This is a genomic window from Micromonospora echinospora, assembly GCF_014203425.1.
Taxonomy (GTDB): Bacteria; Actinomycetota; Actinomycetes; order Mycobacteriales; family Micromonosporaceae; genus Micromonospora; species Micromonospora echinospora_A.
In genome coordinates, this window is record NZ_JACHJC010000001.1 from 1,482,674 (window position 1) to 1,506,355 (window position 23,682).

At 71.8% G+C, this 23,682-nt stretch carries 23 protein-coding genes; 15 read left to right on the forward strand and 8 right to left on the reverse strand.

The features are described 5' to 3' along the window. Nucleotides 1-448 precede the first annotated feature (448 nt). From FHU28_RS07195 to FHU28_RS07210, 4 genes are read left to right on the forward strand one after another with little or no spacing between them, the layout of a single operon-like run. Nucleotides 449-2,290, forward strand: coding sequence for a phosphoenolpyruvate carboxykinase (GTP) (locus FHU28_RS07195; protein WP_184682080.1), 1,842 nt, complete (start codon nt 449-451; stop codon nt 2,288-2,290). A 40-nt stretch (nt 2,291-2,330) separates the two neighbouring features. Further along, a complete protein-coding gene (locus FHU28_RS07200; protein ID WP_184682081.1) occupies nt 2,331-3,176 on the forward strand; it encodes a hypothetical protein in 846 nt (281 codons plus the stop codon). A gap of 57 nt (nt 3,177-3,233) precedes the next feature. Next, nucleotides 3,234-4,394 (forward strand): geranylgeranyl reductase family protein, encoded by a 1,161-nt coding sequence (locus tag FHU28_RS07205; protein ID WP_184682082.1) that lies wholly within the window; start codon nt 3,234-3,236, stop codon nt 4,392-4,394. A gap of 31 nt (nt 4,395-4,425) precedes the next feature. Beyond that, on the forward strand, nt 4,426-5,196 hold the full coding sequence (locus FHU28_RS07210; protein ID WP_073825033.1) for an isoprenyl transferase: 771 nt from the start codon (nt 4,426-4,428) through the stop codon (nt 5,194-5,196). A gap of 14 nt (nt 5,197-5,210) precedes the next feature. Here FHU28_RS07210 and otsB read toward each other — a convergent pair whose 3' ends face one another. The 3 genes from otsB to FHU28_RS07225 form a co-directional block, all read right to left on the reverse strand. Further along, on the reverse strand, nt 5,211-6,035 hold the full coding sequence (gene otsB / locus FHU28_RS07215; RefSeq protein WP_184682085.1) for a trehalose-phosphatase: 825 nt from the start codon (nt 6,033-6,035) through the stop codon (nt 5,211-5,213). A 69-nt stretch (nt 6,036-6,104) separates the two neighbouring features. After that, nucleotides 6,105-6,458: a hypothetical protein gene (locus FHU28_RS07220; RefSeq protein ID WP_026268070.1), complete on the reverse strand. Its 354-nt coding sequence runs from the start codon at nt 6,456-6,458 to the stop codon at nt 6,105-6,107. Nucleotides 6,459-6,621: 163 nt separating this feature from the next. Further along, nucleotides 6,622-7,062 carry a helix-turn-helix domain-containing protein gene (locus FHU28_RS07225; protein ID WP_184682088.1) on the reverse strand — a complete coding sequence of 147 codons (441 nt, stop codon included), beginning with the start codon at nt 7,060-7,062 and terminating at the stop codon, nt 6,622-6,624. A 264-nt stretch (nt 7,063-7,326) separates the two neighbouring features. Here FHU28_RS07225 and FHU28_RS07230 point away from each other — a divergent pair, with 264 nt between their 5' ends. The 6 genes from FHU28_RS07230 (at nt 7,327) to FHU28_RS07255 (ending at nt 12,565) form a co-directional block, all read left to right on the forward strand. After that, nucleotides 7,327-7,668, forward strand: coding sequence for a hypothetical protein (locus FHU28_RS07230; RefSeq protein ID WP_184682090.1), 342 nt, complete (start codon nt 7,327-7,329; stop codon nt 7,666-7,668). Further along, nucleotides 7,665-8,090 carry a hypothetical protein gene (locus FHU28_RS07235; RefSeq protein ID WP_184682092.1) on the forward strand — a complete coding sequence of 142 codons (426 nt, stop codon included), beginning with the start codon at nt 7,665-7,667 and terminating at the stop codon, nt 8,088-8,090. The genes FHU28_RS07230 and FHU28_RS07235 overlap by 4 nt, the downstream gene beginning before the upstream one ends. Before the next feature lie 312 nt (nt 8,091-8,402). Beyond that, a complete protein-coding gene (gene phoH2, locus FHU28_RS07240; protein ID WP_184682094.1) occupies nt 8,403-9,809 on the forward strand; it encodes an RNA 5'-3' helicase PhoH2 in 1,407 nt (468 codons plus the stop codon). Between the two features lie 234 nt (nt 9,810-10,043). Further along, nucleotides 10,044-10,727 carry an aggregation-promoting factor C-terminal-like domain-containing protein gene (locus FHU28_RS07245; RefSeq protein WP_184682097.1) on the forward strand — a complete coding sequence of 228 codons (684 nt, stop codon included), beginning with the start codon at nt 10,044-10,046 and terminating at the stop codon, nt 10,725-10,727. Nucleotides 10,728-10,830: 103 nt separating this feature from the next. Continuing rightward, on the forward strand, nt 10,831-11,490 hold the full coding sequence (locus FHU28_RS07250; RefSeq protein WP_184682105.1) for a rhomboid family intramembrane serine protease: 660 nt from the start codon (nt 10,831-10,833) through the stop codon (nt 11,488-11,490). A 106-nt stretch (nt 11,491-11,596) separates the two neighbouring features. Then, nucleotides 11,597-12,565 (forward strand): NAD(P)/FAD-dependent oxidoreductase, encoded by a 969-nt coding sequence (locus FHU28_RS07255; RefSeq protein WP_184682107.1) that lies wholly within the window; start codon nt 11,597-11,599, stop codon nt 12,563-12,565. A 13-nt stretch (nt 12,566-12,578) separates the two neighbouring features. Here the strand turns inward: FHU28_RS07255 and FHU28_RS07260 are convergent, their stop codons facing one another. Further along, a complete protein-coding gene (locus FHU28_RS07260) occupies nt 12,579-13,265 on the reverse strand; it encodes a TetR/AcrR family transcriptional regulator (protein WP_184682109.1) in 687 nt (228 codons plus the stop codon). 139 nt (nt 13,266-13,404) lie between these two features. On the opposite strand from FHU28_RS07260, the gene FHU28_RS07265 reads away from it, so the two are divergent. Then, on the forward strand, nt 13,405-14,340 hold the full coding sequence (locus FHU28_RS07265) for an NAD-dependent epimerase/dehydratase family protein (protein WP_184682111.1): 936 nt from the start codon (nt 13,405-13,407) through the stop codon (nt 14,338-14,340). A gap of 25 nt (nt 14,341-14,365) precedes the next feature. Here FHU28_RS07265 and glpX read toward each other — a convergent pair whose 3' ends face one another. Next, complete coding sequence (glpX, locus tag FHU28_RS07270; protein WP_184682113.1) at nt 14,366-15,397, reverse strand: class II fructose-bisphosphatase; 1,032 nt, start codon at nt 15,395-15,397, stop codon at nt 14,366-14,368. A 147-nt stretch (nt 15,398-15,544) separates the two neighbouring features. Between glpX and FHU28_RS07275 the strand changes: the two genes are divergently transcribed. Together FHU28_RS07275 and FHU28_RS07280 are read left to right on the forward strand one after the other, a co-directional pair. Then, nucleotides 15,545-16,234, forward strand: coding sequence for a DUF4245 domain-containing protein (locus FHU28_RS07275; protein ID WP_184682115.1), 690 nt, complete (start codon nt 15,545-15,547; stop codon nt 16,232-16,234). 92 nt (nt 16,235-16,326) lie between these two features. Beyond that, on the forward strand, nt 16,327-17,166 hold the full coding sequence (locus tag FHU28_RS07280) for a hypothetical protein (protein ID WP_184682117.1): 840 nt from the start codon (nt 16,327-16,329) through the stop codon (nt 17,164-17,166). A 40-nt stretch (nt 17,167-17,206) separates the two neighbouring features. Here the strand turns inward: FHU28_RS07280 and FHU28_RS07285 are convergent, their stop codons facing one another. Continuing rightward, nucleotides 17,207-17,419: an exodeoxyribonuclease VII small subunit gene (locus FHU28_RS07285; RefSeq protein ID WP_184682118.1), complete on the reverse strand. Its 213-nt coding sequence runs from the start codon at nt 17,417-17,419 to the stop codon at nt 17,207-17,209. Nucleotides 17,420-17,432: 13 nt separating this feature from the next. Further along, entirely contained in the window at nt 17,433-18,599 is a 1,167-nt protein-coding gene (gene xseA, locus FHU28_RS07290) for an exodeoxyribonuclease VII large subunit (RefSeq protein WP_311773691.1), read from the reverse strand. A gap of 213 nt (nt 18,600-18,812) precedes the next feature. On the opposite strand from xseA, the gene FHU28_RS07295 reads away from it, so the two are divergent. Together FHU28_RS07295 and FHU28_RS07300 are read left to right on the forward strand one after the other, a co-directional pair. Further along, complete coding sequence (locus tag FHU28_RS07295) at nt 18,813-19,802, forward strand: 4-hydroxy-3-methylbut-2-enyl diphosphate reductase (RefSeq protein WP_184682122.1); 990 nt, start codon at nt 18,813-18,815, stop codon at nt 19,800-19,802. A gap of 38 nt (nt 19,803-19,840) precedes the next feature. Further along, a complete protein-coding gene (locus FHU28_RS07300) occupies nt 19,841-20,251 on the forward strand; it encodes a hypothetical protein (protein ID WP_030501283.1) in 411 nt (136 codons plus the stop codon). Between the two features lie 58 nt (nt 20,252-20,309). Here FHU28_RS07300 and FHU28_RS07305 read toward each other — a convergent pair whose 3' ends face one another. Next, nucleotides 20,310-23,603 (reverse strand): S8 family serine peptidase, encoded by a 3,294-nt coding sequence (locus FHU28_RS07305; RefSeq protein WP_184682124.1) that lies wholly within the window; start codon nt 23,601-23,603, stop codon nt 20,310-20,312. Nucleotides 23,604-23,682: the final 79 nt, after the last annotated feature.

Here is a 23,682-nt window from a genome sequence, read left to right on the forward strand (position 1 = left end):
GCGGACCGCAACGGCGAGTCGGCCACGACGGCTTCGTCGTGGCCCTCGCGGCCGGGCCGCCCGGGTCGGGGATCTGCCGCCCGTTCTCGATGTCCGTGAGCAGAGGGTAACCCGCTGTGTGAATCTGTGGAGCCCATCACAGAATCGTCTTTCACGACATGTTCGTACGCTTCCCCGCGATCGGGTGTCGCGGTCACTCCGGTGACGGACCGGGCCGTCGAAGGTTTCCCGCAGGATTTGCGTGAAACTGCGCGCGAAAGCGGGTATCAGATCGTGAAGCCGCAGCGTGGCCGTACCTTGTGCAGTTCTTCACAACCAGTCCCACTGACTGGCGAGGCAGTCCGGTTTACGCTGAGCCCAATCCCAGGTTTCCACGAGGCGGCGTACTTGCCCGCCAGAACTCGTGCACCCCATAGATCGGTCAGCGTCGACCACAAGGAGAAGTGACATGGTTGCTCCGGCTGCTGTTCGGGGTATCGATCAGGCCCCGACATCCCACCCCAAGCTGCTGGCCTGGGTACGTGAGGTCGCGGAACTGACCACCCCCGACCGCGTGGTCTGGGTGGACGGGTCTGATGAGGAGTGGCGCCGCCTCACCGACGAGCTCGTCGAGAACGGCACCCTGATCCGCCTGAATCCCGAGAAGAAGCCCAACTCGTTCTACGCGCGTACCGACCCCACGGACGTCGCCCGGGTGGAGGAGCGCACCTTCATCTGCTCCGTCGACGAGGCGGACGCCGGCCCCACCAACAACTGGATGGCGCCGGCCGAGATGAAGCGGACGATGACGGAGCTGTACCGCGGCAGCATGCGCGGGCGCACCATGTACGTCATCCCGTTCTGCATGGGCCCCATCGAGGCCGAGAACCCCATGTTCGGCGTGGAGATCACCGACAGCCCGTACGTGGTCGCCTCGATGCGGATCATGACGCGGATGGGGTCGGCGATCCTGGAGGCGATGGGCGACGACGCCGACTTCGTGCACGCGCTGCACTCGATCGGCGCCCCGCTCGCCCCGGGGCAGCAGGACGTGGCCTGGCCCTGCAACGAGACGAAGTACATCTCCCACTTCCCGGAGACCCGGGAGATCTGGTCGTACGGCTCCGGCTACGGCGGCAACTCGCTGCTCGGCAAGAAGTGCTACTCGCTGCGTATCGCCAGCGTGATGGGGCGCGACGAGGGCTGGCTGGCCGAGCACATGCTGATCCTCAAGATCACCTCGCCGGAGGGCAAGGTCTACCACATCGCCGGTGCCTTCCCGTCCGCCTGCGGCAAGACCAACCTCGCCATGCTGGAACCGACCATCCCAGGCTGGAAGGTCGAGACCATCGGCGACGACATCGCCTGGATGCGGTTCGGTCAGGACGGCCGCCTCTACGCGATCAACCCGGAGTACGGCCTGTTCGGTGTCGCCCCCGGCACCGACTGGAAGACCAACGCCAACGCCATGCGCACGCTGGACCGGGGCAACTCCATCTTCACCAACGTGGCGCTGACCGACGACGGCGACATCTGGTGGGAGGGCATGGGTGAGCCGCCGGCGCACCTGATCGACTGGAAGGGCAACGACTGGACGCCGGAGAGCGAGAACCTCTCCTCGCACGCGAACAGCCGCTTCTGCACCCCGATCACCCAGTGCCCGATCCTGGCCGACGACTACTACGACCCGAACGGCGTGCCGATCGACGCGATCCTGTTCGGCGGCCGTCGCCGGGATACCATCCCGCTCGTCACCGAGGCCCGCGACTGGGTGCACGGCGTCTACATGGGCGCCACGCTCTCCTCGGAGACCACCGCCGCCGCCTCCGGCGCGGTCGGCGTGGTGCGCCGCGACCCGATGGCCATGCTGCCGTTCATCGGCTACAACGCCGGCGACTACTTCCGGCACTGGATCGAGATGGGCAAGGGCACCGACGGCGACGAGTCCAAGCTGCCCAAGATCTACTACGTCAACTGGTTCCGCAAGGACGCCGAGGGCAACTTCCTCTGGCCGGGCTTCGGCGAGAACTCCCGCGTCCTCAAGTGGGTCATCGAGCGGCTGGAGGGCCGGGCCGAGGCGGTGGAGACGCCGGTCGGCATGGTGCCGGCGCAGGGCGCGCTCGACGTCGAGGGTCTGGACATGACCCCGGAGGACGTCCGGATCGCGCTGAAGGTCGACGCGGACGAGTGGCGCAACGAGCTGCCGCTGGTCACCGAGTGGTTCGAGAAGTTCGGGGACAAGCTCCCCGGCGTGCTCTGGGCCGAGCTGGACGCGCTGCGCGCCCGCCTCGACGCGGAGCCGCAGAAGTAACAGGTGTGCCGGTTGCCCGCTGCGGGCACCATCGGATGCCATGAGGACGGCCGCTGAACCTGTCGAGGTCCGGCGGCCGTCCGCCGTCCGGGCGCTGACCACGCTGCTCGCCGTGACCGCGGCGGCCACCGTCGTGGTCGAGCTGCTCAACTACTGGTACGCCCCGGAGCAGGAGTTCGGCCTGGCCGTACGCACCGGCTGGGCGATGCTCCGGTCGCTCGGCTTCCTGCTGCTGATCGGGCAGGTGAACAAGGGCCGGGTGAGTGCCCGGCCGTTCGGGCTGATCCTGGCGGTGACCACGATCTTCGCGGTCGGGCGGCTGATCGTGCCCCGGCAAGGGGTGCCCGCGCTGCCCGGCCTGGTCGGGTTCGCCGTGCTCACCGCGCTCTGCGTCGCCGTGGTGGTGCTGCTCTACCGTTCCGAGGCGATCCGCGCGCACCTGGTCCGGCACCGCAAGGGCCTGGTCGTCGAGGGCGGGACGATCGCCTGGCGGGAGATGACGCCGAAGCGCCCGCAGGCGAACGGCTGGCTGCTCACCGCCCGGGTCGCGGCGTTCACCTACAGCCCGCTGATGCTGGTGCCGGCGCTCGTGGCGACCGGCGCCGTGCTGGACGGGCGGCTCGCCGCCGTACCGGCTCTGGTCCTGTGGTTCGGCGGCGGCATCGCGGTCAGCTACGCCGTGCTGTTCTGCACCGCGTTCCTGCTGCGCGACCGGGCCTGGGCGCGGAAGGCCCTGGTCGCGGTCACGCTCGGCGTCCTCGCGTTCGACCTGCCGCTGTGCTGGTGGCTGCTCGGCGTCGACGGCCTGATCCGAGACGGCGCGCCGCTGGTCACGGCGGCAGCCCTCTGCCTCTGGTCCCTCTACCGGGCCACCCGGCCCCGTTGATGCCGCCAACTTGATGATCGTCGCCCGTGGCGGGGGCCGGCGGGGCAGGATGAGGGCGTGTGGGACGTCGTGGTGGTGGGGGCGGGGCCGGCGGGAGCGGCCGCCGCGCTCGGCGCGCGGCGGGCCGGGGCGGCGCGGGTGCTGCTACTGGACCGGTACGACTTCCCCCGGGACAAGGCGTGCGGTGACGGCATCGCCGCGCACGCGCTCGACGTCCTCGCCGAACTGGGCGTGACCGGGGCCGTCGACGGCTACCCGCCCCTGCCCGCGCTGCGCCTGGTCGGACCGGGTGGCGGCAGCGTCGCCCGGACGCTGCCCCGGCCCGCGTACACGGTGCCCCGCCAGGTGTTCGACGCACGCCTGGTCGCGGCGGCGGTGGCGGCCGGCGCGGAGTTGCGGCGGCACACCGTACGCCGGGTGGAGATCGCCCCCGACCGGGTGGTGCTCGACGGTGAGCTGTCCGCGCGGGCGCTGGTGGGCGCGGACGGCGCCGGATCGGTGGTCCGCCGCGCGCTCGGGTTCCCAGTCAACCCGGACCGGCACCTGGCCCTCGCCATCCGGGGCTACGCGCCGGCCCCGCCCGGGCCGCCCGAACAGCTCATCGTCACCTCGGCAACGCGCTGGCCCGCGTACGCCTGGGCCTTTCCGATCGGCGACGGTCGCGCGAACGTCGGGTACGGGGAGGTGCTGCGCGGCGAGCCGCTGACCCGCGCACACCTGCTGGCCCGGACGGCCGCGCTGCTGCCCGGCGTCGAGCCGGCCACGGTGACCGACCTGCGCGCGCACCACCTGCCGCTGTCCACCCACCGGCCGGCGCCCGGGCGGGGCCGGGTGGTGCTGGCCGGGGACGCGCTGTCGCTGATCAACCCGTTCACCGGCGAGGGCATCTTCTACGCGCTGCGCTCGGGAGCGCTGGCCGGCGCGGCGGCGGCCGGCAATCCGGCCGAGGCCGCCTCCGGGTACGCGGCTGCGCTGCGCGCCCGGCTCGGCACTCACCTGCGGCACAGCTCGGCGGCGGCCTGGCTGGCCCGGCGTCGTTGGGTGGTCGACGCGGTGGTCGGCGCGGCCGGACGCGACGAGCGGGTCTACCGCACGGTGGTGGAGCTGGGGCTCGGCGACGGCCGGCTCGACGTCCGCACGCTCGCGGCGATCGCCGCTGACGTGCCGCGGCCACGCCGGAGCGGCTCGCCGTCGGCTGATACGCCACCGAGACACTGATCTTTCTCACGGGTCGCTACCCTGCAAGGTGATGACTCTGCGGAAACTCCTCTACTCCGTGTACGAGCGCCGACTGACGGCGAAGCTCGCGGGCAAGCCCGTACCCGCACACGTCGGCGTGATGTGCGACGGCAACCGCAGATGGGCCCGGGAGATGGGCTTCGTCGACCCGAACGACGGCCACCGGATGGGCGCCGAGCGGATCAAGGAGCTGCTCCGCTGGTGCGACGCGGCCGGCGTCGGGCACGTCACGCTGTGGCTGCTCTCCACCGACAACCTCTCCCGTCCGGCCGCCGAGCTGGACCCACTGCTCCAGATCATCGAGGACCTCACCACCGAGCTGGCCGAGGAGGGCAACCCCTGGCGGCTGCGGATGGTCGGTGCGCTCGACGTGCTGCCGGCGCAGCACGCCGCCGCGCTCAAGGCCGCCGAGGAACGCACCCGGAACCGCGACGGCGGGGCTCAGGTCAACATCGCGGTCGGGTACGGCGGGCGGCGCGAGATCGCCGACGCGGTCCGCTCGCTGCTGGTGGAGCACGCGGCGAACGGCGGCACGCTTGAGGAGCTGGCCACCTCGCTCGACGTCGACCACATCTCCGAGCACCTCTACACCAAGGGGCTGCCGGATCCGGATCTGATCATCCGGACCAGCGGCGAGCAGCGGCTCTCCGGTTTCATGCTCTGGCAGAGCGCGCACTCGGAGTTCTACTTCTGCGAGCTGAACTGGCCCGACTTCCGCAAGGTCGACTTCCTCCGTGCCTTGCGTTCCTACGCCACCCGCCAGCGCCGCTTCGGCACCTGAGGAGGGGGAGCGGGTCAGGTCAGGTGGCGCAGGGCGTCGGTGAGGAAGTCGGCCAGGGCGGCGGGGGAGTCCAGGGTGAGGTCGGCGGCGTCGGCCACCTCGTGCCCGGTCTCCGGGTTGGCCACGGCGACGCAGACACCGAGGAAGGCGGGGTCGGCGGCGGCACGGGCGCGCAGCGCGGCGAACGCCTTGATGTCGGAGACGTCGTCACCGAAGTACCAGGCGCCGCCGGCGTCCCGGACCGTCTCGCCGATCACCATGCCCTTGTCCCGGTCGACAGGAGGCTTGAGTTCCAGCACCATCCGGCCCGGCTGGGCGCGCAGGCCCAGCCGCTCGGCCTGGGCCCGGCCCCACTCCTGCACCAGCTCACCGAGCTGCGGGGCGGTACGCCAGTGCAGCGCGACGGAGAGCCGCTTGAACTCGACGAGCGCGCCGGGCGGCAACTCGGCGCGGGCCTGCTCGGCCAGCTCGGACATGGTCGGCACCCAGGGCAGGGCGGCCGGCTCGGTGACCGTCTCGCCGCCGAAGTGGCTGTGTTCCAGGCCGTAGAGCCCGTACAGGTCGATGCCGGTGAGGCCACCGAGGTGGTCACGGAGGAAATCCACCGGGCGGGCGGAGACGATGGCGATCCGCCGCACGTGCGGGGCGAGCGCCTCCAGCGCGGTGAGCACGTTCGGCGCGGGCCGCACGGCCGTCGGGTCGTCGTCGACCGGCGCCAACGTGCCGTCGAAGTCGAAGAAGAGCACGACGTCCCGTGCGCGGTCGGCGGTCGCACGCCAGGCGTGCTCCGCGTTCAACGGGGTCTTCGGCTGCTGGTTGCCCAGATTCAACGGCGGCACGCGCGTCAGCGTACCCCGCGTCCGGCGGCGTATTCGTGGCCGAGATGTGACGTCGAAACGGCGTGGGGGTCAGCGTTCGGCGGCTCCTCGTCCCCGGCGCCCGAACGGCACCACTGCCGCGTCCTGCCCGTGGCTGAGCAGGTAGCCCTCCACGAAGCCGGTGTTGCGGTCGCCGGTGTGCGCCTCGATCTCGTTGAGCCGCGCCACCAGGAACTCGGTGAGCGCGCTGACCCGGTCGTTGAGACGATCGTGCAGCTCGGCGACGACGGCGAGGATCACCGCGGTGCCGGCCGTGGTGAGCGCGAAGAGGTTGACGACCAGGGGAAGCTGCCCGCCGTCCAGTACGCCGACCACCACGTTGCCGGTCACGCACGATGTCAGCGACACCACCGCGACCACGACTGCCAACCATTTCAGGGTCATGGACAGACCCCTCCTTCTGTCCCGCAGGGCTGGGTTCGGCTGTGTCCCGTCCCCCCGCCGATGACGAGCCCCTAGCAGTACAAACGTGGACGCTAGCGGGTCCGTTCCGTCCCCGAGGCGAAACGATCGGGCCCGACCTTCCGTTCTTTCGCCATCTGAGGAACTACCCGGCTTGTTTACCCCTATTTCGGACACCGCCCGGCAGAGTCGGGCGGTATGCGAGGTAACGGATGGTTTCTCGAATGTGGAACTTCTCCGCGTCCGACACGGTCGGGTCGACCAGCCGGCGCAGCAGCGCCTCCACGTCCGGGTCCATCGGCGGTGGGGTGGGCGTGGCCCGTGGGCCGGCGGCGCGGTCCCAGCCGAGCGCTATGAAGGCGGCGGCCGGATCGAGCCCCAGGCCCTCGCAGAAGGCGACCACCCGCTCGGCCTCCGGGTCGCTGGCCCAGTCCCCGCGGACCCAGCGGTTGATGGTCTGACGGGAGACGCCTGTGCGCCGGGAAACCTCGGTGCCGCTCCAGGCCCGCAGCGCTCGCGCGTCGTCGAGGGCACGGCGGACGAAGGTGGCGAAGGCGATCTTCCGCGCGTTGGCCGTCTCGGTCACCCCGTGACGGTACGGCCAGTCGGTCCCGTCGGGCGGTCTCGGCACGCTGCTGTCACGCCGACGTGACGGCGATCGCGCATTTCCGGTAAACGATCCAGTGCTGCTTCTGAGGGGTGTCACCTGGGCAGAATAGATGGACACGAGTACGGCGGCAAAGGCCTGAAAAGCTGATACTGTCACGCTCATGAGACAACTTACGGTGTGTCACGTGCTTGAGACGACGAGTGCTCACATGCGTCACTCCGCGGGTGCCGAGGGGGTTTCGTGACCGAGCTCGCGACCCGTGCCCAGGCCTTCGGGCTGATCGCGGAAGGCGTGTCCGCCGGGCTGAGCGCCCCGTGGCGTCTCTATCTCGCCCGGGGTTGCCGGTACCTCTCGCTCAGCGTCGGTGACCGGGGGGAGTGGGACGCCTGGCGTACCCACCTCGGCTGTCCCGAGCTGAGCGTCCGGGTGTACGACTCCGGCGGCGAGATCCGCCGGGCGTCGGTGGCCGAGGTCATCCTCGACGGCTGCCGGATCAGCGTCGAGCTGGTCGAGGAGGTCGGCACCGACGACCTGGAGCGGCTGCTGGTGGTCGACCCGCTGCCCGGGGCGGACGAGCGATGACCCCTTTTCTCGCCGTGGTCCTCGTGCTGGTGCTCGGCTCCACCTGCTATGCGGCCGGTCGCCTGCACGGGCAGCTGAGCTACCGCATCGGCTACCGGTTCGGCTACCGGCAGGGCTACTTCGACGGTGACCGGGGCGCCTGGAACCGCCGCCGTCGGGACGCCCAGGCCGCCATCGCCTCGGCGCTGTCCGCTCCCGGCGCGACTGTGGTGACGTCGGCCGGGCGCTCGGCCGTGCCGTTCGCCGGCACCGCCGTACCGGCCGCTGTCGCCGCCCGGTCCGGCTCCGCCCCGGCCGTACGGGTCACCGCCACCGCTCAGCTCGGCGCGGTGGGGCGGGCGGGCACCACGTACACCGGATCGTCGTTCGGCGCGACCGGTGGCGGCCCGAGGGCCGGCACGCTGGCGCGGCGGCCGGGCTGAGGCCCGCACCGCGACGCCGACCGTGGCGACCGGCCGGGATGCGCGCAGGGGGCATGCATCCCGGCCGGTTCCGGTCCGCCCGTCACCCGAACAGGTGTACGTCCGGCGACTGTCACACGATGATCCACGCGCGCCTCTAGCCCCGCGGCCCCTCGGCGATTAGCGTCTAGGCATGGCGCGGGGTTTTCCCGGGCCAGCCGGACAGCCCGGACCTGCGTCCTCGCACACGGGGCCCGCATCCGACCCCGTGTCCACCGGGCACCGGAAGAGGCGGAACTCGGGTGGCCGGGTGCCCATCCGCGGAGCAGGCCTGTGACCACACGCCGTACCCCCGCCGGAGCCGAGCAGAGCCCGGCCGCGACCGCCCCGACCCGCCGGACCACCCGCAGCCGCCGGAGCGCCGCTGCCGAGGCCGAGGAGCCCCGACCAGCCGGCCCGGCCTTCGTCCTGGACACCTCGGTCCTCCTCTCCGACCCGGCGGCGTTCCACCGCTTCGCCGAGCACGAGGTGGTGCTGCCGCTGGTGGTCATCTCCGAGCTGGAGGGCAAGCGGCACCATCCCGAGCTGGGCTGGTTCGCCCGCCAGTCGCTGCGCATGCTCGACGAACTGCGGGTGCGGCACGGCCGGCTGGACCGACCGGTGCCCGCCAACGAGCAGGGCGGCACGCTGCGGGTGGAGCTGAACCACACCGACGACGGCGTGCTGCCGCCCGGCTTCCGCAACGAGTCGAACGACGCGCGCATCCTGTCTGTGGCGCTCAACCTGGCCGCCGAGGGGCGTGAGGTCACGCTCGTCAGCAAGGACATGCCGCTGCGGGTGAAGGCGGCCTCGGTCGGCCTGCGTGCCGACGAGTACCGGCACGGCCAGGCCAGCGACCCGACCTGGACCGGTATGGCCGAACTGGACCTGTCCGAGGAGGAGATCGGCCGGCTGTACGCGGGCGAGACGCTCGACGTCGACGCCGCGGCGGGCCTGCCCTGCCACACCGGCCTGGTGCTGCAGTCCGGGCGCGGCTCGGCGCTGGGCCGGGTGCTGCCGGACAAGACGATCCGGCTGGTGCGGGGCGACCGGGAGGCGTTCGGCGTGCACGGCCGCTCGGCGGAGCAGCGGGTCGCGCTCGACCTGCTGCTGGACGAGTCGATCGGCATCGTCTCGCTCGGTGGCCGGGCCGGCACCGGCAAGTCCGCGCTGGCGCTCTGCGCCGGCCTGGAGGCGGTGATGGAGCGGCGCCGGCACAAGAAGGTGATCGTGTTCCGCCCGCTGTACGCGGTGGGCGGTCAGGAGCTCGGCTACCTGCCCGGCTCGGAGTCGGAGAAGATGTCGCCCTGGGCGCAGGCCGTCTTCGACACGCTCGGCTCGGTGGTGCACGAGAACGTGCTGGAGGAGGTGACCTCGCGCGGGCTGCTGGAGGTGCTGCCGCTTACCCACATCCGCGGCCGGAGCCTGCACGACGCGTTCGTCATCGTCGACGAGGCCCAGTCGCTGGAGCGGGGCGTTCTGCTCACCGTGCTGTCCCGGATCGGTGAGGGGTCGCGGGTGGTGCTCACCCATGACGTGGCGCAGCGGGACAATCTGCGGGTCGGCCGGCACGACGGGGTGACCGCGGTGATCGAGGCGCTGAAGGGGCATCCCCTCTTCGCGCACGTCACGCTCAGCCGATCGGAGCGTTCTCCGATCGCCGCCATGGTCACCGACCTGCTGGAGGACATCCCCGGCTGAGCGCAGCCTTTGCCCCATTTTGTTTATATTTTAAAGGTGACGCAGATCACTTTTAGGCCCCGCCATTTCCCACCGGCCTCACTGTGCGCAATGGTGTCCATCGAGCGTCACCGACCACTCGGGAGCCGTACACGCCCCGCAGTCACACCGGTACCGGAGCGCTCGCGGCACGTCGGCGCGGCCCGGTGAGGCCACGCGCGTGCCGCGTCCCTGCCCCCGACGAAGGGAAACTTCGTGACTCGGCTGTGGAGCCGGTTCGGCGCCCGCACCGCCGCTGTCGCACTGCTCTCCGTGGGCGTGGCCGGCGGCTTCTACCTGGGCGAGGATCGCCAGACCCAGCAGCAGGGCCTGACCGCGCAGGTCGGCCTGGAGGTCGACCAGGCGGAGTACGCGTACCAGCGCGAACGGCTGTCCGACCACCGCGTGGACTCGTCCCGGCAGCGTGCCGCCGAGTACCAGGCGAAGCTGCGTGCCGCCGCGGCGGCGAAGGAAGCCGCCGAGCGGGCCAAGAAGGCCGAGGCGGCCGCCGCCACCCGCAAGAAGGAGCGGGAAGCGGCGGAGAGCGAGACGAAGGTCAAGCCGTACAACGGGCCGATCCCGTCCTCGTGCGCGGAGTACAGCGGCAACCGGAAGATCGGTTGCGCCATCATGCTCCAAAAGGGCTTCGGCATCGACCAGTTCCCCTGCCTGGACAAGCTCTGGACCAAGGAGAGCGGCTGGAACCCGAAGGCTTCCAACAGCTCCTCCGGGGCCTACGGAATCCCGCAGGCGGTGCCGGGCAACAAGATGAGCTCGGTGGCCGACGACTGGAAGACCAACCCGGCGACCCAGATCACGTGGGGTCTCGGCTACATCAAGGGCCGGTACGACACCCCGTGCGGCGCCTGGCAGAAGTCGCAGAGTTCAGGCTGGTACTGACCTTGTGACGACGGCGGGACACCCGGGCAGAACCGGGTGTCCCGCCGTCGTCGTACCCGGCCTCGACTGGCGGCCAGCCACTTTTACTGATAGCTCTTGGTAGGTGACCTGGCACGACAACCCACGAGGCGGCGACCCTCACCGGTTCGGCACCGATGCGTTCTACGCGGCGCTCGGCCGGGCCTTCGTCGCCATGTGCGCGGTCGTGCCGGTGCTGTTCGTCATCGAGGCCCTCGACGTCGGCCTGCGACTCGGCCTGGACTACACCGCCGGCATCATCCCGCAGCGGATCCAGGGCCTGGACGGTGTCTTCTTCTCACCCTTCCTGCACGCCGGCTGGAACCACCTCTACAGCAACAGCATCCCGCTGATCCTGCTGGGCACGTTCGTGCTCGCCGCGGGCACGCGCCGGTTCCTCTGGTCCACCGGTGTCATCATCCTGGTCAGCGGCCTGGGCGTCTGGTTCACCGGCTCGCCCAACTCGGTGGTGGTCGGCGCCAGCGGCGTGATCTTCGGCTACCTCGGCATCCTGCTCACCCGCGGCATCGTTGAGCGGAGCTGGTGGAACTTCGCCGTCGGCCTGCTCGTCGGGTTGCTCTACGGCTGGCAACTGCTGGGCATCCTCCCCACCGACGAGCGCGTCTCCTGGCAGGGCCACCTGTTCGGGCTGCTCGGCGGCGTGGTCGCGGCGATCCTGTTCCGTCGCCGCAGGGACACCGACGACGTGGACCGCCTCGGCTCACCCAGGATGACGCTGCCCTGACGGCACGTTGATCGAACAGCGGGACGTGCTTGCCCGCGGCCGACCACCCGCCTACCGTTTCGGCATCAGCGTGGGTTGATCCCGAAGCGGAAAGTGACGGTGAGCCATGCGCGAGGTCGATGTCGCCGTGATCGGGGCCGGTCCCGCCGGGCTCTTCGCCGCCTACTACGCCGGATTTCGCGGGCTCTCCGTGTCGGTGATCGACGCGCTGCCCGAGCCGGGCGGTCAGATCACCGCGATGTACCCGGAGAAGCTGATCCTCGACGTCGCCGGCTTCCCCGCGATCAAGGGTCGTGAGCTGGTCGCGAACCTGGTCGCCCAGGCCGCGCCGTTCCACCCCGACTACCAGCTCGGCGTACGCGCGGAAAAGCTGTCCTACCTCGACGGCCGGCCGGTGCTCGGCCTGGCCGGCGGTGAGCAGCTGAGCTGCGGCGCGGTGGTCGTCACCGGCGGGCTCGGCAGCTTCACGCCCCGGCCGCTGCCGGTCGCGGAGAGCTTCACCGGCGGCGGGATCGTCTACTTCGTGCCGCAGCCGACCGAGCTGACCGACCGGCACGTGCTCATCGTGGGCGGCGGCGACTCGGCGTTCGACTGGGCCGCCACGCTCGCGCCGCTGGCCCGGTCGGTGACGCTCGTGCACCGGCGGGACCGCTTCCGGGCGCACGCCGCCACCATCGAGCGGGTCCGCGCGCTGCCGGTGCGGATCGTCGTCAACGCCGAGGTGAGCCGGCTGTACGGCGAGGAGACCGTCACCGGCGCGGAGCTGACCGTACGCGGCGGCGAGGTGGAGACGCTGCCGGTGGACACGGTCGTGGCCGCGCTCGGCTTCACCGCCGACCTCGGCCCGCTCGCCGAGTGGGGGCTGAACATCGACCGGCGGCACATCGTGGTGGACAGCGCGATGGCCACCAACCTGCCCCGGGTGTTCGCGGCCGGGGACATCACCGAGTACCCGGGCAAGGTCCGCCTGATCGCCACCGGCTTCGGCGAGGCGGCCACCGCTGTGAACAACGCGGCTGTCGTCATCGACCCGACCGCGCACCTGTTCCCCGGTCACTCCTCCGACGGCACCTGACGCCTGATCGGCGTCAGGGCAGGCCGATGAGGTCTGCCATCAGGTTGATCTGGTGGTCGAAGTACTCGTCGCGGTGCGGCAGCGCCCGGTTGATCCGGCCGAACAACTCGAAGCTGATCAGCCCGAACAGCTGGGTCCAGCCGGCCATGCCTCGGGCCAGCAGCGCGGGCGGCACGTCCATGCCGATCTGCTCGACCAGTTCGGTCACGTCGCCGCGCAGCGGTTCGGGCAGGTCCTCGTCGGGCGGGGCGAGCCGTCCGGTGGCCAGGCCGTCGCGCAGGATGCCGATCAGGGTCACCGGTGGGCGCTGGGCCGGCACGACCGTGTCGTCGGGGGCCGCGTACCCGGGCACCGGGCTGCCGTAGAGCAGCGCGTATTCGGCGGGGTGGGCCAGCGCCCAGGCGCGGGCGGCCCGGCAGGCGGCGAGCCAGCGTCCGCGCAGGTCGGCCGGGTCCTCGGCGGCGTCGGCCGCCTCCACCGTGTCGCCGAGCGCGTCGTACGCCTCCAGGATCAGCGCGGTGAGCAGGTCGTCGCGGCTGGGGAAGTAGCGGTAGATCGCCGAGGAGACCATGCCGAGGTCCCGGGCGACCGCGCGCAGCGAGAGGTTCGCGCCGTCGGTGTCCAGGTGGCGGCGGGCCACCGTCTTGATCTCTTCGATCATCCCGGCGCGGACCCGGGCGCGCAGTGAGGGAGCGACCATGCCCTCACTCTGCCACGGATGAGAGCGGCAATCAAAAGAGAGAGCACTGCTCTTGACAGTCGACCCGGTTTGAGTCATGCTCTGTTTCGATAGCGGTGCTCTCGCTTCGGACAACTGCTTCAGAAAAGGTGGACCTGTCATGGCCCTGCATGTGATCGTCGGCGCCGGCCCCGTCGGCACCGCCACCGCCAACCTGCTCGCCGAGCGCGGCGAGCAGGTGCGGGTGGTCACCCGGCGCGGCACCGGCCCGGAGCACCCGGCGGTCGAGCGGGTGGCCGCCGACGCCGCCGACGCGAACCGGCTCACCGAGCTGACCAAGGGCGCGGCCGCGCTCTACAACTGCGCCAACCCGGCGTACCACAGGTGGGCGACGGACTGGCCGCCGCTGGCCGCCGCCCTGCTCACCGCCGCGGAGCGCAGCGGCGCCGTGCTCGCCACGGTCGGCAACCTCTACGGGTACGGCCCGGTCGACGCCCCGATGACCGAGGCGACCCCGCTCGCCGCCACCGGCGTCAAGGGCCGGGTCCGCAACCGGATGTGGGCCGACGCGCTGGACGCCCACCGCGCCGGGCGGGCCCGGGTCACCGAGGTACGCGGCTCCGACTACATCGGGCTCGGCGGCAACTCCCTGCCCATGATGGTGCTGCCCAAGGTGCTCGCCGGGCAGCGGGTGTTCCTGCCGGTCGACTGGGACGCCCCGCACACGTGGACGTACGTGCCGGACGTCGCCCGTACCCTCGTCACCGCCGCCACCGACCCGCGCGCCTGGGGACGGGCCTGGCACGTGCCGAGCGCGCCGCCGGTGCCCATGCGGGGCCTGGCCGAGCTGACGGCGGAGCGGGCCGGCGTGGCGGCGCCACGACTGGCCCGGATGCCCTACCCGGTGCTCTGGCTGGGCGGCCTGGCCGACCCGTTCGTCCGCGAGATGCGGGAGACCGCGCACCAGTTCGCCGCGCCGTTCGTGATGGACTCCAGCGCCGCCACCACCACGTTCGGGATCGAGGCGACGCCGCTGGACCGGGTCGTCGACGAGATGGTCTCCGGCCTGCGCGCCCCGGCCCCCGCCGCCCGTTAGGGGCGGGGGCGGGACGCCGCCGGGCTCACTCCTGCTCGGCCAGCGGGCGGCCGTCGAAGTCGACGGCCGAGTAGAGGGCGAGCTTCTCCAGGCGGTGGTACGAGTCGATCACCCGGATCGTGCCGCTCTTGGAGCGCATCACGATCGACTGGGTGTACGCGCCACCCGAGCGGTAGCGCACGCCACGCAGCAGGTCGCCGGACGTGACGCCGGTGGCCACGAAGAAGCAGTTGTCGCCGGTGACCAGGTCGTCGGTGAACAGCACCCGGTCCAGGTCGTGCCCGGCGTCCAGCGCCTTGCGGCGCTCGTCGGAGTCCTTCGGCCAGAGCTTGGCCTGCATCATGCCGCCCATGCACTTCAGCGCGCACGCGGCGGTGATGCCCTCCGGGGTGCCGCCGATGCCCATCAGCACATCCACGTCCGACTCGCCGCGGGCCGCAGCGATGGCCCCGGCGATGTCGCCGTCGGAGATGAACCGGATCCCGGCCCCGGTACGCCGGATCTGCTTGACCAGGTCGTCGTGGCGCGACCGGTCCAGCACGCACACTGTCACCTCGGCGGTGTCGGTGCCCTTGACCTTGGCGATCCGGCGGATGTTCTCGGCCACGCCGGCGTTGATGTCCACCACGTCGGCGTACATCGGGCCGACTGCGAGCTTCTCCATGTAGAAGACGGCGCTCGGGTCGAACATCGCGCCGCGCTCGGCCACCGCGAGCACGGCGAGCGCGTTCGGCATGCCCTTGCTCATCAACGTTGTGCCGTCGATCGGGTCGACCGCCACGTCAACCTCGGCACCGGTCCCGTCGCCGACCTCCTCGCCGTTGAACAGCATCGGAGCGTTGTCCTTCTCGCCCTCGCCGATCACCACGACGCCGCGCATCGGGATGGAGTTGATCAGCTTGCGCATGGCGTCGACCGCTGCGCCGTCGCCGCCCTCCTTGTCGCCCCGGCCGACCCAGCGGCCGGCGGCCATCGCCGCGGCCTCGGTCACCCGTACCAGATCGAGGGCGAGGTTGCGGTCGAGATCCTGGGGCGTCCGCGTCCTGGTGGTTGTCATGGCGGCCTCCTCGCGACGTTGCGGGGTGGGACCGGCGGTCGTCGCCGCCGGTTTTGTCGCTGATCCTCACACGATCTCAGGTTCGCGGTCCCGGCGGGGCAGAGGAGGCCAGGATCACGCCACCCGGAGGGCTGCGACAATGGCCCTGTGGAAGCCGCACAGCCTGCCGACCGCGCACCGACCGACGCCACCCCGCCGCAGGGCCAGCCGCCGGTCCGGCCGGGCGGCGGCCCGACCCCGCCCGAGGGGCAGCCCGCGCTCGTCGCGGAGCAGGGCGAACCGGCCGCCGCGGGGGACACGCCCGCGCCGCCCGCCGGCAAGGAGAAGGCCCGCTCCGAGCGGTCGCCGAAGGACATGGCGCTGTCCCTGCTGATCCTGCTGGTCCCGATCGCGCTGCTGCTCGCCTTCTACCGCGGCTTCCTCGGCGGCGACTCGCCGGTCACCGTCGACCCGGCGCCCGCGCTGGAGCAGGCCCGCTCCGCGAACGTCTTCCCGGTCAGCGAGCCGACCGGGCTGGGCGACGACTGGCGTACGGTAAACGCCCGCTTCCGGACCGAGGCCGACGGCTCGACGCTGCGGATCGGGTACGTGACCCCGGAGGGCCGGGGCGCGCAGCTCGTGGAGAGCAACGTGCCGGCGGAGAAGCTGCTCCCGGCCGAGCTGAGCGAGGGCCGGCCGCAGGGGGCGGCCGACCTGCCCGACGGGATGAGCTGGCAGCGCTACACCGCCCGCGGCAACGAGCAGGCGCTCGTCCTGCTGGAGCCGAACCGCACCGTGATCGTGGTCGGCGACGCCGGGGAGACGGAGCTGCGCAAACTCGCCGCGTCGCTGCGCTGACGTCCTCCCTCCGGGTGACGCGGGATTGCGGAACCCCGCTTCCGGGAACAGAAGGGACATCGAGCCCGGACGACCCACCTGGAGAGGTTGACGTGAAGATACGACGCTTCAGCGCCACCGCGTTCGCCGCGGCGCTGCTCATTCCCGGCCTGGCGGCCTGCAACGGCGACGGGACGACCGCCGGCGCCTCCGCGACCCCGAGCGCCTCCGGCAGCGTCGCACCGAGCGCCACGGCGTCCAGCAGCGCGGCCAAGCAGGCCCTGCTCGACTCCACGAACGCGATCCGCGAGGGCAACTTCAAGTTCACCATGACCGGCGCGGGCTCCACCGCCGAAGGTCAGGTGCACGAGCCGAGCCAGAGCGCCGACATGCGGATGACCATCGGCGACCCGTCGTCGGACCTGATGATGAAGCTGGACCTGATCCACGCCAAGCCGGACAGCTGGGTCAAGCTGGAACTCGGCGGCACGGCGGCGACCCAGATCCCCGGCGTGAAGAACCTCAACACCGGCAAGTACCACCACCTCGACCAGAACCGGGTCAAGGGCAACCGGGCGCTGGGCTTCGACTTCGAGAAGCTCGACCCGGCCGGCAGCGCCGTGCTCACCCAGGGCATCACCGAGGTGCGGCAGACCGGCGAGGGCGCGTACGAGGGCACCGTCGACGTGTCGAAGGCCGCCGAGGCGGGCTCGCTCGACCCGGCCGTGATCACCGCGCTCGGCGCGCAGGCCCAGTCGGTGCCGTTCACCGCCAAGGTCGACACGCAGGGCCGGCTCAGCGAGATGGTGCTCAAGATCCCGGCGGCCGGGCAGAACGCCGCGCAGGACCTGAAGATCACCTACACCGACTACGGCAACGCGGCGGCGGCCCAGAAGCCCCCGGCCGACCAGGTCGTCGAGGCGCCCGCCGAGCTCTACAACCTGTTCAACTGAAGTCTGCGGTGGGGTTCGGCGATCGTGCCGAACCCCACCGTCAGTCCTCGGCGCGCTGCCGGGCGGCGTCGATACGGGCGCGCGCGCCGTCCAGCCAGCGCTGGCACACCCCGGCGAGCTGCTCGCCGCGCTCCCAGAGGGCGAGCGACTCCTCCAGCGAGGTGCCGCCGGCCTCCAGCTTCTCCACCACCGAGGCCAGCTCGGCGCGGGCCTGCTCGTAGCTGAGCTGCTCTTCCTTGGTCGTCCCGGTCATCGTCTCTCTTCCCTCAGCCGTCGACGGTGGCGGTCAGCTCGCCCTCGGCGAGGCGTACCCGCAGTGAACCGCCCTTTGCCACCTCGGAAGCCGCGCGGACGACGTGGCCGTCGGCGCGCTGCACGATCGCGTAGCCGCGCTCCAGCGTCGCCGCCGGGGACAGCGCGCGCAGCCGGGCCAGCGTGTGCCGCAGGTCGTCGGTGGCACCCCGCAGCCGGTGCTCCAGGGACCGGCCGGCGCGGTCGCGCAGCGCGGACACCTCCACGGCCCGCTGCTCGACCATCACCTGCGGGCGGGCCAGCACCGGGCGGGAGCGCAGCAGGTCGATCCGGTGCTGCTCCCGGTCGACCAGGTGACGAACGGCGCGTTCCAGCCGGGACCGGGCCTGACCGATCAGCCGGACCTCCTCGGTCAGGTCCGGCACGATGCGCTTGGCCGCGTCGGTGGGGGTGGAGGCGCGCACGTCGGCCACGTAGTCGAGCAGCGGCGTGTCGGTCTCGTGGCCGATCGCGCTGACCACCGGCGTGCGGCAGGCGAAGACCGCCCGGCACAACGTCTCGTCGGAGAAGGGCAGCAGATCCTCGATGCCACCGCCGCCCCGGGCGATGACGATCACGTCGACCGCCGGATCGGCGTCGAGCACCTTGAGCGCGCCGACGATGTCCGGCACCGCGCTCGGCCCCTGCACCGCCACGTTGATCGTGCGGAAGTCGACAGCGGGCCACCGGCGACGGGCGTTCGTCAGCACGTCCCGCTCGGCCGCCGAGGCACGGCCGGTGATCAGGCCGACCCGGCCCGGCAGGAACGGCAGCCGCCGCTTGCGGGCCCGGTCGAACAGGCCCTCGGCGGCGAGCAGCTTCTTGAGCTTCTCCAGCCGGGCCAGCAGCTCACCGAGGCCGACCTGGCGGATCTCGTCGGCGCGCAGGCTGAGCGTGCCCCGCGCGGCGTAGAACTCGGGCTTGGCGTGCAGCACCACCCGGGCGCCCTCGCGCAGCTCCGGCGCGCCCGCGTCCAGCACGTCGCGGTTCGTGGTGACTGTGAGGCTGAGATCGGCCGACGGGTCGCGCAGCGTGAGGAAGACGGTGCTCGCGCCCGGGCGGCGGCTGATCTGCGCCACCTGGCCGTCGACCCACACCCAGCCCAGGCGGGCGATCCAGGCGCCGACCTTCTGGCTGACCACCCGGACCGGCCACGGCTCCTCGGGCGTGCTGCGCCCGTCCGGCGTGCTCTGCCCGTCCGGCGTGCTCTGCCCGTCCGGCCTGCTCTGCCCGTCCGGCCTGCTCCGCCCGTCCTCTCCCGCGCTCACCAGCCCACCCTACGGCCCGGGCCCGACAGCGCCCGCGCGCGCCTCGCGGCCGCTGCCGCGCGGGAGAGCGGCACGTACGATGGGCGGGTGACTGACGCTGAGACGACTCCCCGGACCGGCAAGCGCGTGCTCCTGGCCAACCCCCGCGGCTACTGCGCGGGCGTGGACCGGGCGGTGCAGACCGTCGAGGAGGCGCTGAAGCTCTACGGCGCGCCGATCTACGTGCGCAAGCAGATCGTGCACAACAAGCACGTGGTGCGCACGCTGGAGGCCCAGGGCGCGATCTTCGTGGAGGAGAACGAGGAGGTGCCGGAGGGCGCCACAGTCATCTTCTCCGCCCACGGCGTCGCCCCCGAGGTGTACGAGCAGGCAAAGGAGCGCTCGCTGCGGGCGATCGACGCCACCTGCCCGCTGGTCACGAAGGTGCACCACGAGGCCCGGCGGTTCGCCGCACAGGACTACGACATCCTGCTGATCGGCCACGAGGGGCACGAGGAGGTCATCGGCACCGCCGGTGAGGCGCCCGCCCACATCCAGCTCGTCGACGGCCCGGACGGCGTCGACAAGGTCACCGTGCGCGACCCGGAGAAGGTGGTCTGGCTCTCCCAGACCACGCTGTCGGTGGACGAGACGCTGGAGACCGTGGCCCGGCTCAAGAAGCGGCTGCCGCTGCTCCAGTCGCCGCCCAGCGACGACATCTGCTACGCCACCTCCAACCGCCAGCACGTGGTCAAGGAGATCGCCCCCGAGTGCGACGTGGTGATCGTGGTCGGCTCGCGCAACTCCTCGAACTCCGTCCGGCTGGTCGAGGTGGCGCTGGACGCCGGTGCCCGCGCCGGACATCTGGTCGACTTCGCCCACGAGATCGACGACGCCTGGCTGGCCGGCGCGAGCACGGTGGGCGTGACCTCCGGCGCGAGCGTCCCGGACGAACTGGTCCAGCAGGTGCTCGCGCGCCTGGCCGAGCGCGGCTTCGGCGACGTCGAGGAGATCACCACGGCGGACGAGCGGCTGACGTTCTCGCTGCCGCAGGAACTCAAGCGCGACATGAAGGCCGCCGCCGCGGCGCGCGGCTGACCGGGAACGGAACGGCCGTCCGCCGCGTCCAATCGACCATGAAGACTCCTCGCACGGTGCTCGTCGCACTGCTCGCCGGCCTCGCGCTGACCGCCTGCGCCGCACCCGGCGACGGGTCCGCCGATCCCAGCCCGAGCCCGAGTACGACGGGAGCCGCCCCGGTGACCAGCCAGCCCGATCCCGGCACCAGCCCGAGCCGGCCGGACCCCTCCTGGAAGGGCGGCCCGTCGACGCCGCCGGGTGTCGGCGGCACCGTCATCACCGGCACCGTGCAGGCCGGGGTCGAGCCGAACTGCCTGCTGCTCGACGGCCACCTGCTGGTCGGCGGCCCCCGCGACGTGCTCAAGGCCGGCGCCCGGGTCGAGGTCACCGGCCGCCCCGAACCGGGCATGATGACCACCTGCCAGCAGGGCACCCCGTTCGTGGTCGAGTCCGCCCGCCCCGCCTGACGACGCGAAGGAGCCCCGCCCCCTGCGAGAGGGGACGGGGCTCCGTCGTGTCAGCGGCTCAGTTGACCGCGAGGACCTCCACCGAACCGCGGCCGACGACCGCGCCCTCGGTGGTGGTCACGGCCATGTCGCCGTACAGCTCCCGGCCGGCGGTCGGGCTGGACAGGGCGGTCACCGAACCCGTGAGGGTGGCGGTGGCGCCGTTGGCCAGCGACAGCGGCGTGGACGGCGCGGAGAGCGAGCCCAGCGCCGGGGAGGCGAACGAGTCCCGGTAGTCGTACGCGGTGCTCGGGTCGCTCATCGAGTAACCGTCGACCACGACGCGGTAGGTGCCCGGGGCCGGGTTGGTCAGCGTGACCGCCTCCTCCGAGTCACCGTCGGCCGACTGGCCCACCCGGGTGGCGCCCAGGAAGACCGTCAGGTCCAGGTCGGCGCTCAGGTCGGACGGGTTGCCGATCCGCGCGGTGAACGAGGTGGCGCCCGCCGGCACCTCCACCAGGTACTCCTGGCTCGCGCCCTCGGTGATGCTCGGGCGCTCGGCGCGGACGCTGGCGAGCGGACCGCCGACGCCGGTCACCTGGACCGGGCCGAACGTGTTGGTCAGCTTCCAGCTCACCGGAGCCGGCGTACCGGCGGTGACCGACGGGAGCTGCACCACTGCCGGCTCCACCTTCACGCCCTGCACGCGGGCCTGCAGCCGGAACAGGTTGTCCAGCGCCGGCGAGGTGCGGCGCGCCTCCACCTCGATCTCCCACACACCCGGGATCGGGTTCTGGTAGTCCCGTTCCTGCGGCTTGCAGACCGCGGCGTCGGAGAAGTTGGTGTAGCAGGCGGTGCTGGCGGTGCTCTCGACCGGCACGCCGTACGGGTTGATGGCGATGAAGCGGGTCTGCGAGCCGGTCGCGATGCCGGACAGGTTGACCTGCAGCGCGCCCGCGCCCGGCGGGACGGTCACGAAGTACGACCGGAAGTTGTTCCGCTCGACCGAGCCCTCGGCCGAGAAGGAGTACGCCGGAGCGGACACCGGGTTCGAGGCGACCACGACGGTGGCGACCTCGAAGTCGACCACGTCGGTGGCCGGGTCGTCGACGGTCATGATGGCGCCGTGCGCGCCGGCGGTCATCGGCTTGGCCTTCACCTTGACCGTGACCGTCGTGTTCAGCGGCAGCCAGACCACCTTGGGGGCGGAGTAGGTGCCGTCGTTGCCGCGGAACGCGACCTCGTGCTTGATGCCCTTGTTCGGGCCGCTGGTCCGGGTCAGCTTCACCTCGTAGTGGCGGCTCTCCTTGACCTTCTGGCCACCACGGTCGGCGGCGCAGCGGTTGTAGAGGCCGGTGCCGACGTTCGGGTTCGGCACGAACGTGCCGGAGGCCCGGTCGTAGCGGGTCAGGTTCGGCGACAGCTCGGTGCAGACCGGCGCCTCGGAGGTGTACGTGCGGGTCGGCACGCCCTTGGCGAGCAGGCTCCACGCGCCCGGCACGTTGAACATGCCGTAGCCCTGCGCGTACGTCGGCACGCCGGCGATCGGCTGGGCCGAGGTGTAGACGGCCCGGCGCAGCGCGGCCGGGGTGACGCCCTTGCCGGTCGCCTTCGCGGCCGACAGCAGCAGCGCGGCGGCGCCGGTGGCCTGCGGGGCGGCCATCGAGGTGCCGTTCAGCATCTGGTAGCCCGGGGGCAGCGGGTAGCCCGCCTCCGGCACCGGGTTGCCCGGCTGCCAGGTCGGCGCGGTGGAGATGGCCGAACCGGGAGCGGCGACGTTCGGCTTGAAGCCGCCGTCCTCACGCGGGCCGCGCGAGGAGAAGTTGAACAGCGCGTTGTCCTTGCGGACCACCGAGCCGTAGTTGGCCAGCCAGGTGTCCTTGCTGACGCTCGCCGCGACGCTGACCACGTCGGTGGCGACCGACGGGTCGCCGACGGTGTTCAGGCCCGGGCCGGAGTTGCCGGCCGAGATGAACAGCTGCACGCCGTAGGTGTTGATCAGGTCGTTGTAGAGGACCGCGCGGGCGTTCGAGCCGTCGTTGAGCGCGGGCAGGCCGCCGATCGACATGTTCACCACGTCGACCTTGCGGTTGATCACCAGATCGGCCATGCCGGTGGTGAGCGCCGCCGCGGTGCAGCCGCCACCCCACGAGCAGGCGCGGGCGGAGACCAGCTTGGCGCCCGGGGCGGCGCCGTCGAAGGCGCTGTTGCCCAGCATGTCGTTGGCGGCGGTGATGCCGGCGACGTGGGTGCCGTGGGTGCTCTCGATGATGCCGATGTTGACGTAGTCGACCAGGCCGGGGCCGCCGACCGGCGCGGTGTCCACGTTGCGCCGGTACTCGACGACGAACGGGATCTGGTCGCGTACCGCGGTGGCCGGGTTGTCCGTGCCGAAGTGGCCGACCTGGAACCGCTCCTTGTACGGCCGCATCACCTCGTCGTCGGTGAAGTCGTTGTTCTGGTTCGCGTCGACGCGGACGTCACCGTTGGCCGGGTTGTAGAGCACGCCCCAGAAGTCGGTGGTGTCGCCGTCGCGGTTGAGGTCGCCGCGCGCGTCGCTGTTCGCGGTGATGTTCTCGCGGAACACGTTGAACCGGTAGTTGCCGGCCGGCGCGGTCCAGGTGCCCAGCGAGGTGGTGAACGACGGGCCGCTGACGTCGGTCAGCATCGGCCGCCAGGAGGCGTCCTCCAGCGGGTCGGTCGCGGTGACCCAGTCGACGATCTTGCGCTCGCCGGTGGTGGTCGTCTGCAGCGCCGGCTGGTCCAGGTCCACACCGGAGTCCATGATGCCGATTGTGACGCCGCGGCCGTCCCACTGCGGGTTCGCGGCCTTGAAGGCCTCCGCGCCTGTCTCGTTCGTCGGCATGTACGGGTTCACCGCACCGGTGTCACCGCCCGGGCCGGCCAGCGTCTGGGCCTGCGAGGCGGTCTTCGCGCCCTTCGGCGCCGCCTCGGGCGCCGGGTCGGGGAGCTTGATGGTCTCGTCCAGGTCGACCGCGGCGACGCCGGGCAGCGTGGCGGCCTTGAGCGCCTTGTCGGTGGGGACCTTCGCCAGCACGTACCCGATCTGGTCGTAGCGCTGGCTGACGGTGGCGCCCAGGCCGGCCAGGCCGTCGACGACCTTCTTGGCCGAGCCCTTCTTCGCCGCGATGATCATCGTGACGGTCGGCGCGTTCTTCGCCTCGGCCTCGTCGAGCAACTTGGCGTCGTGTGCGCCCAGTGCCTTCGCGGCGGTCGGCTGCGAGGGTTGCGGGGCGGTGGGGGCGGCGCTCGCGGTGCCGGCGCCACCTCCGACGGTCAGGGCACCGGCCGCGAGGACCGAGGCCAGGAGCGCGGCGGACGGTCGCCGGCTGCGCGTGCGGGGTTTACTCAACGTTCTCTTCCTCCAGAGAACAGGGCCCTCGAGGGGCAGGGCACGTGTGACGGTGATCCTGCGTGTCGGGACGACACGT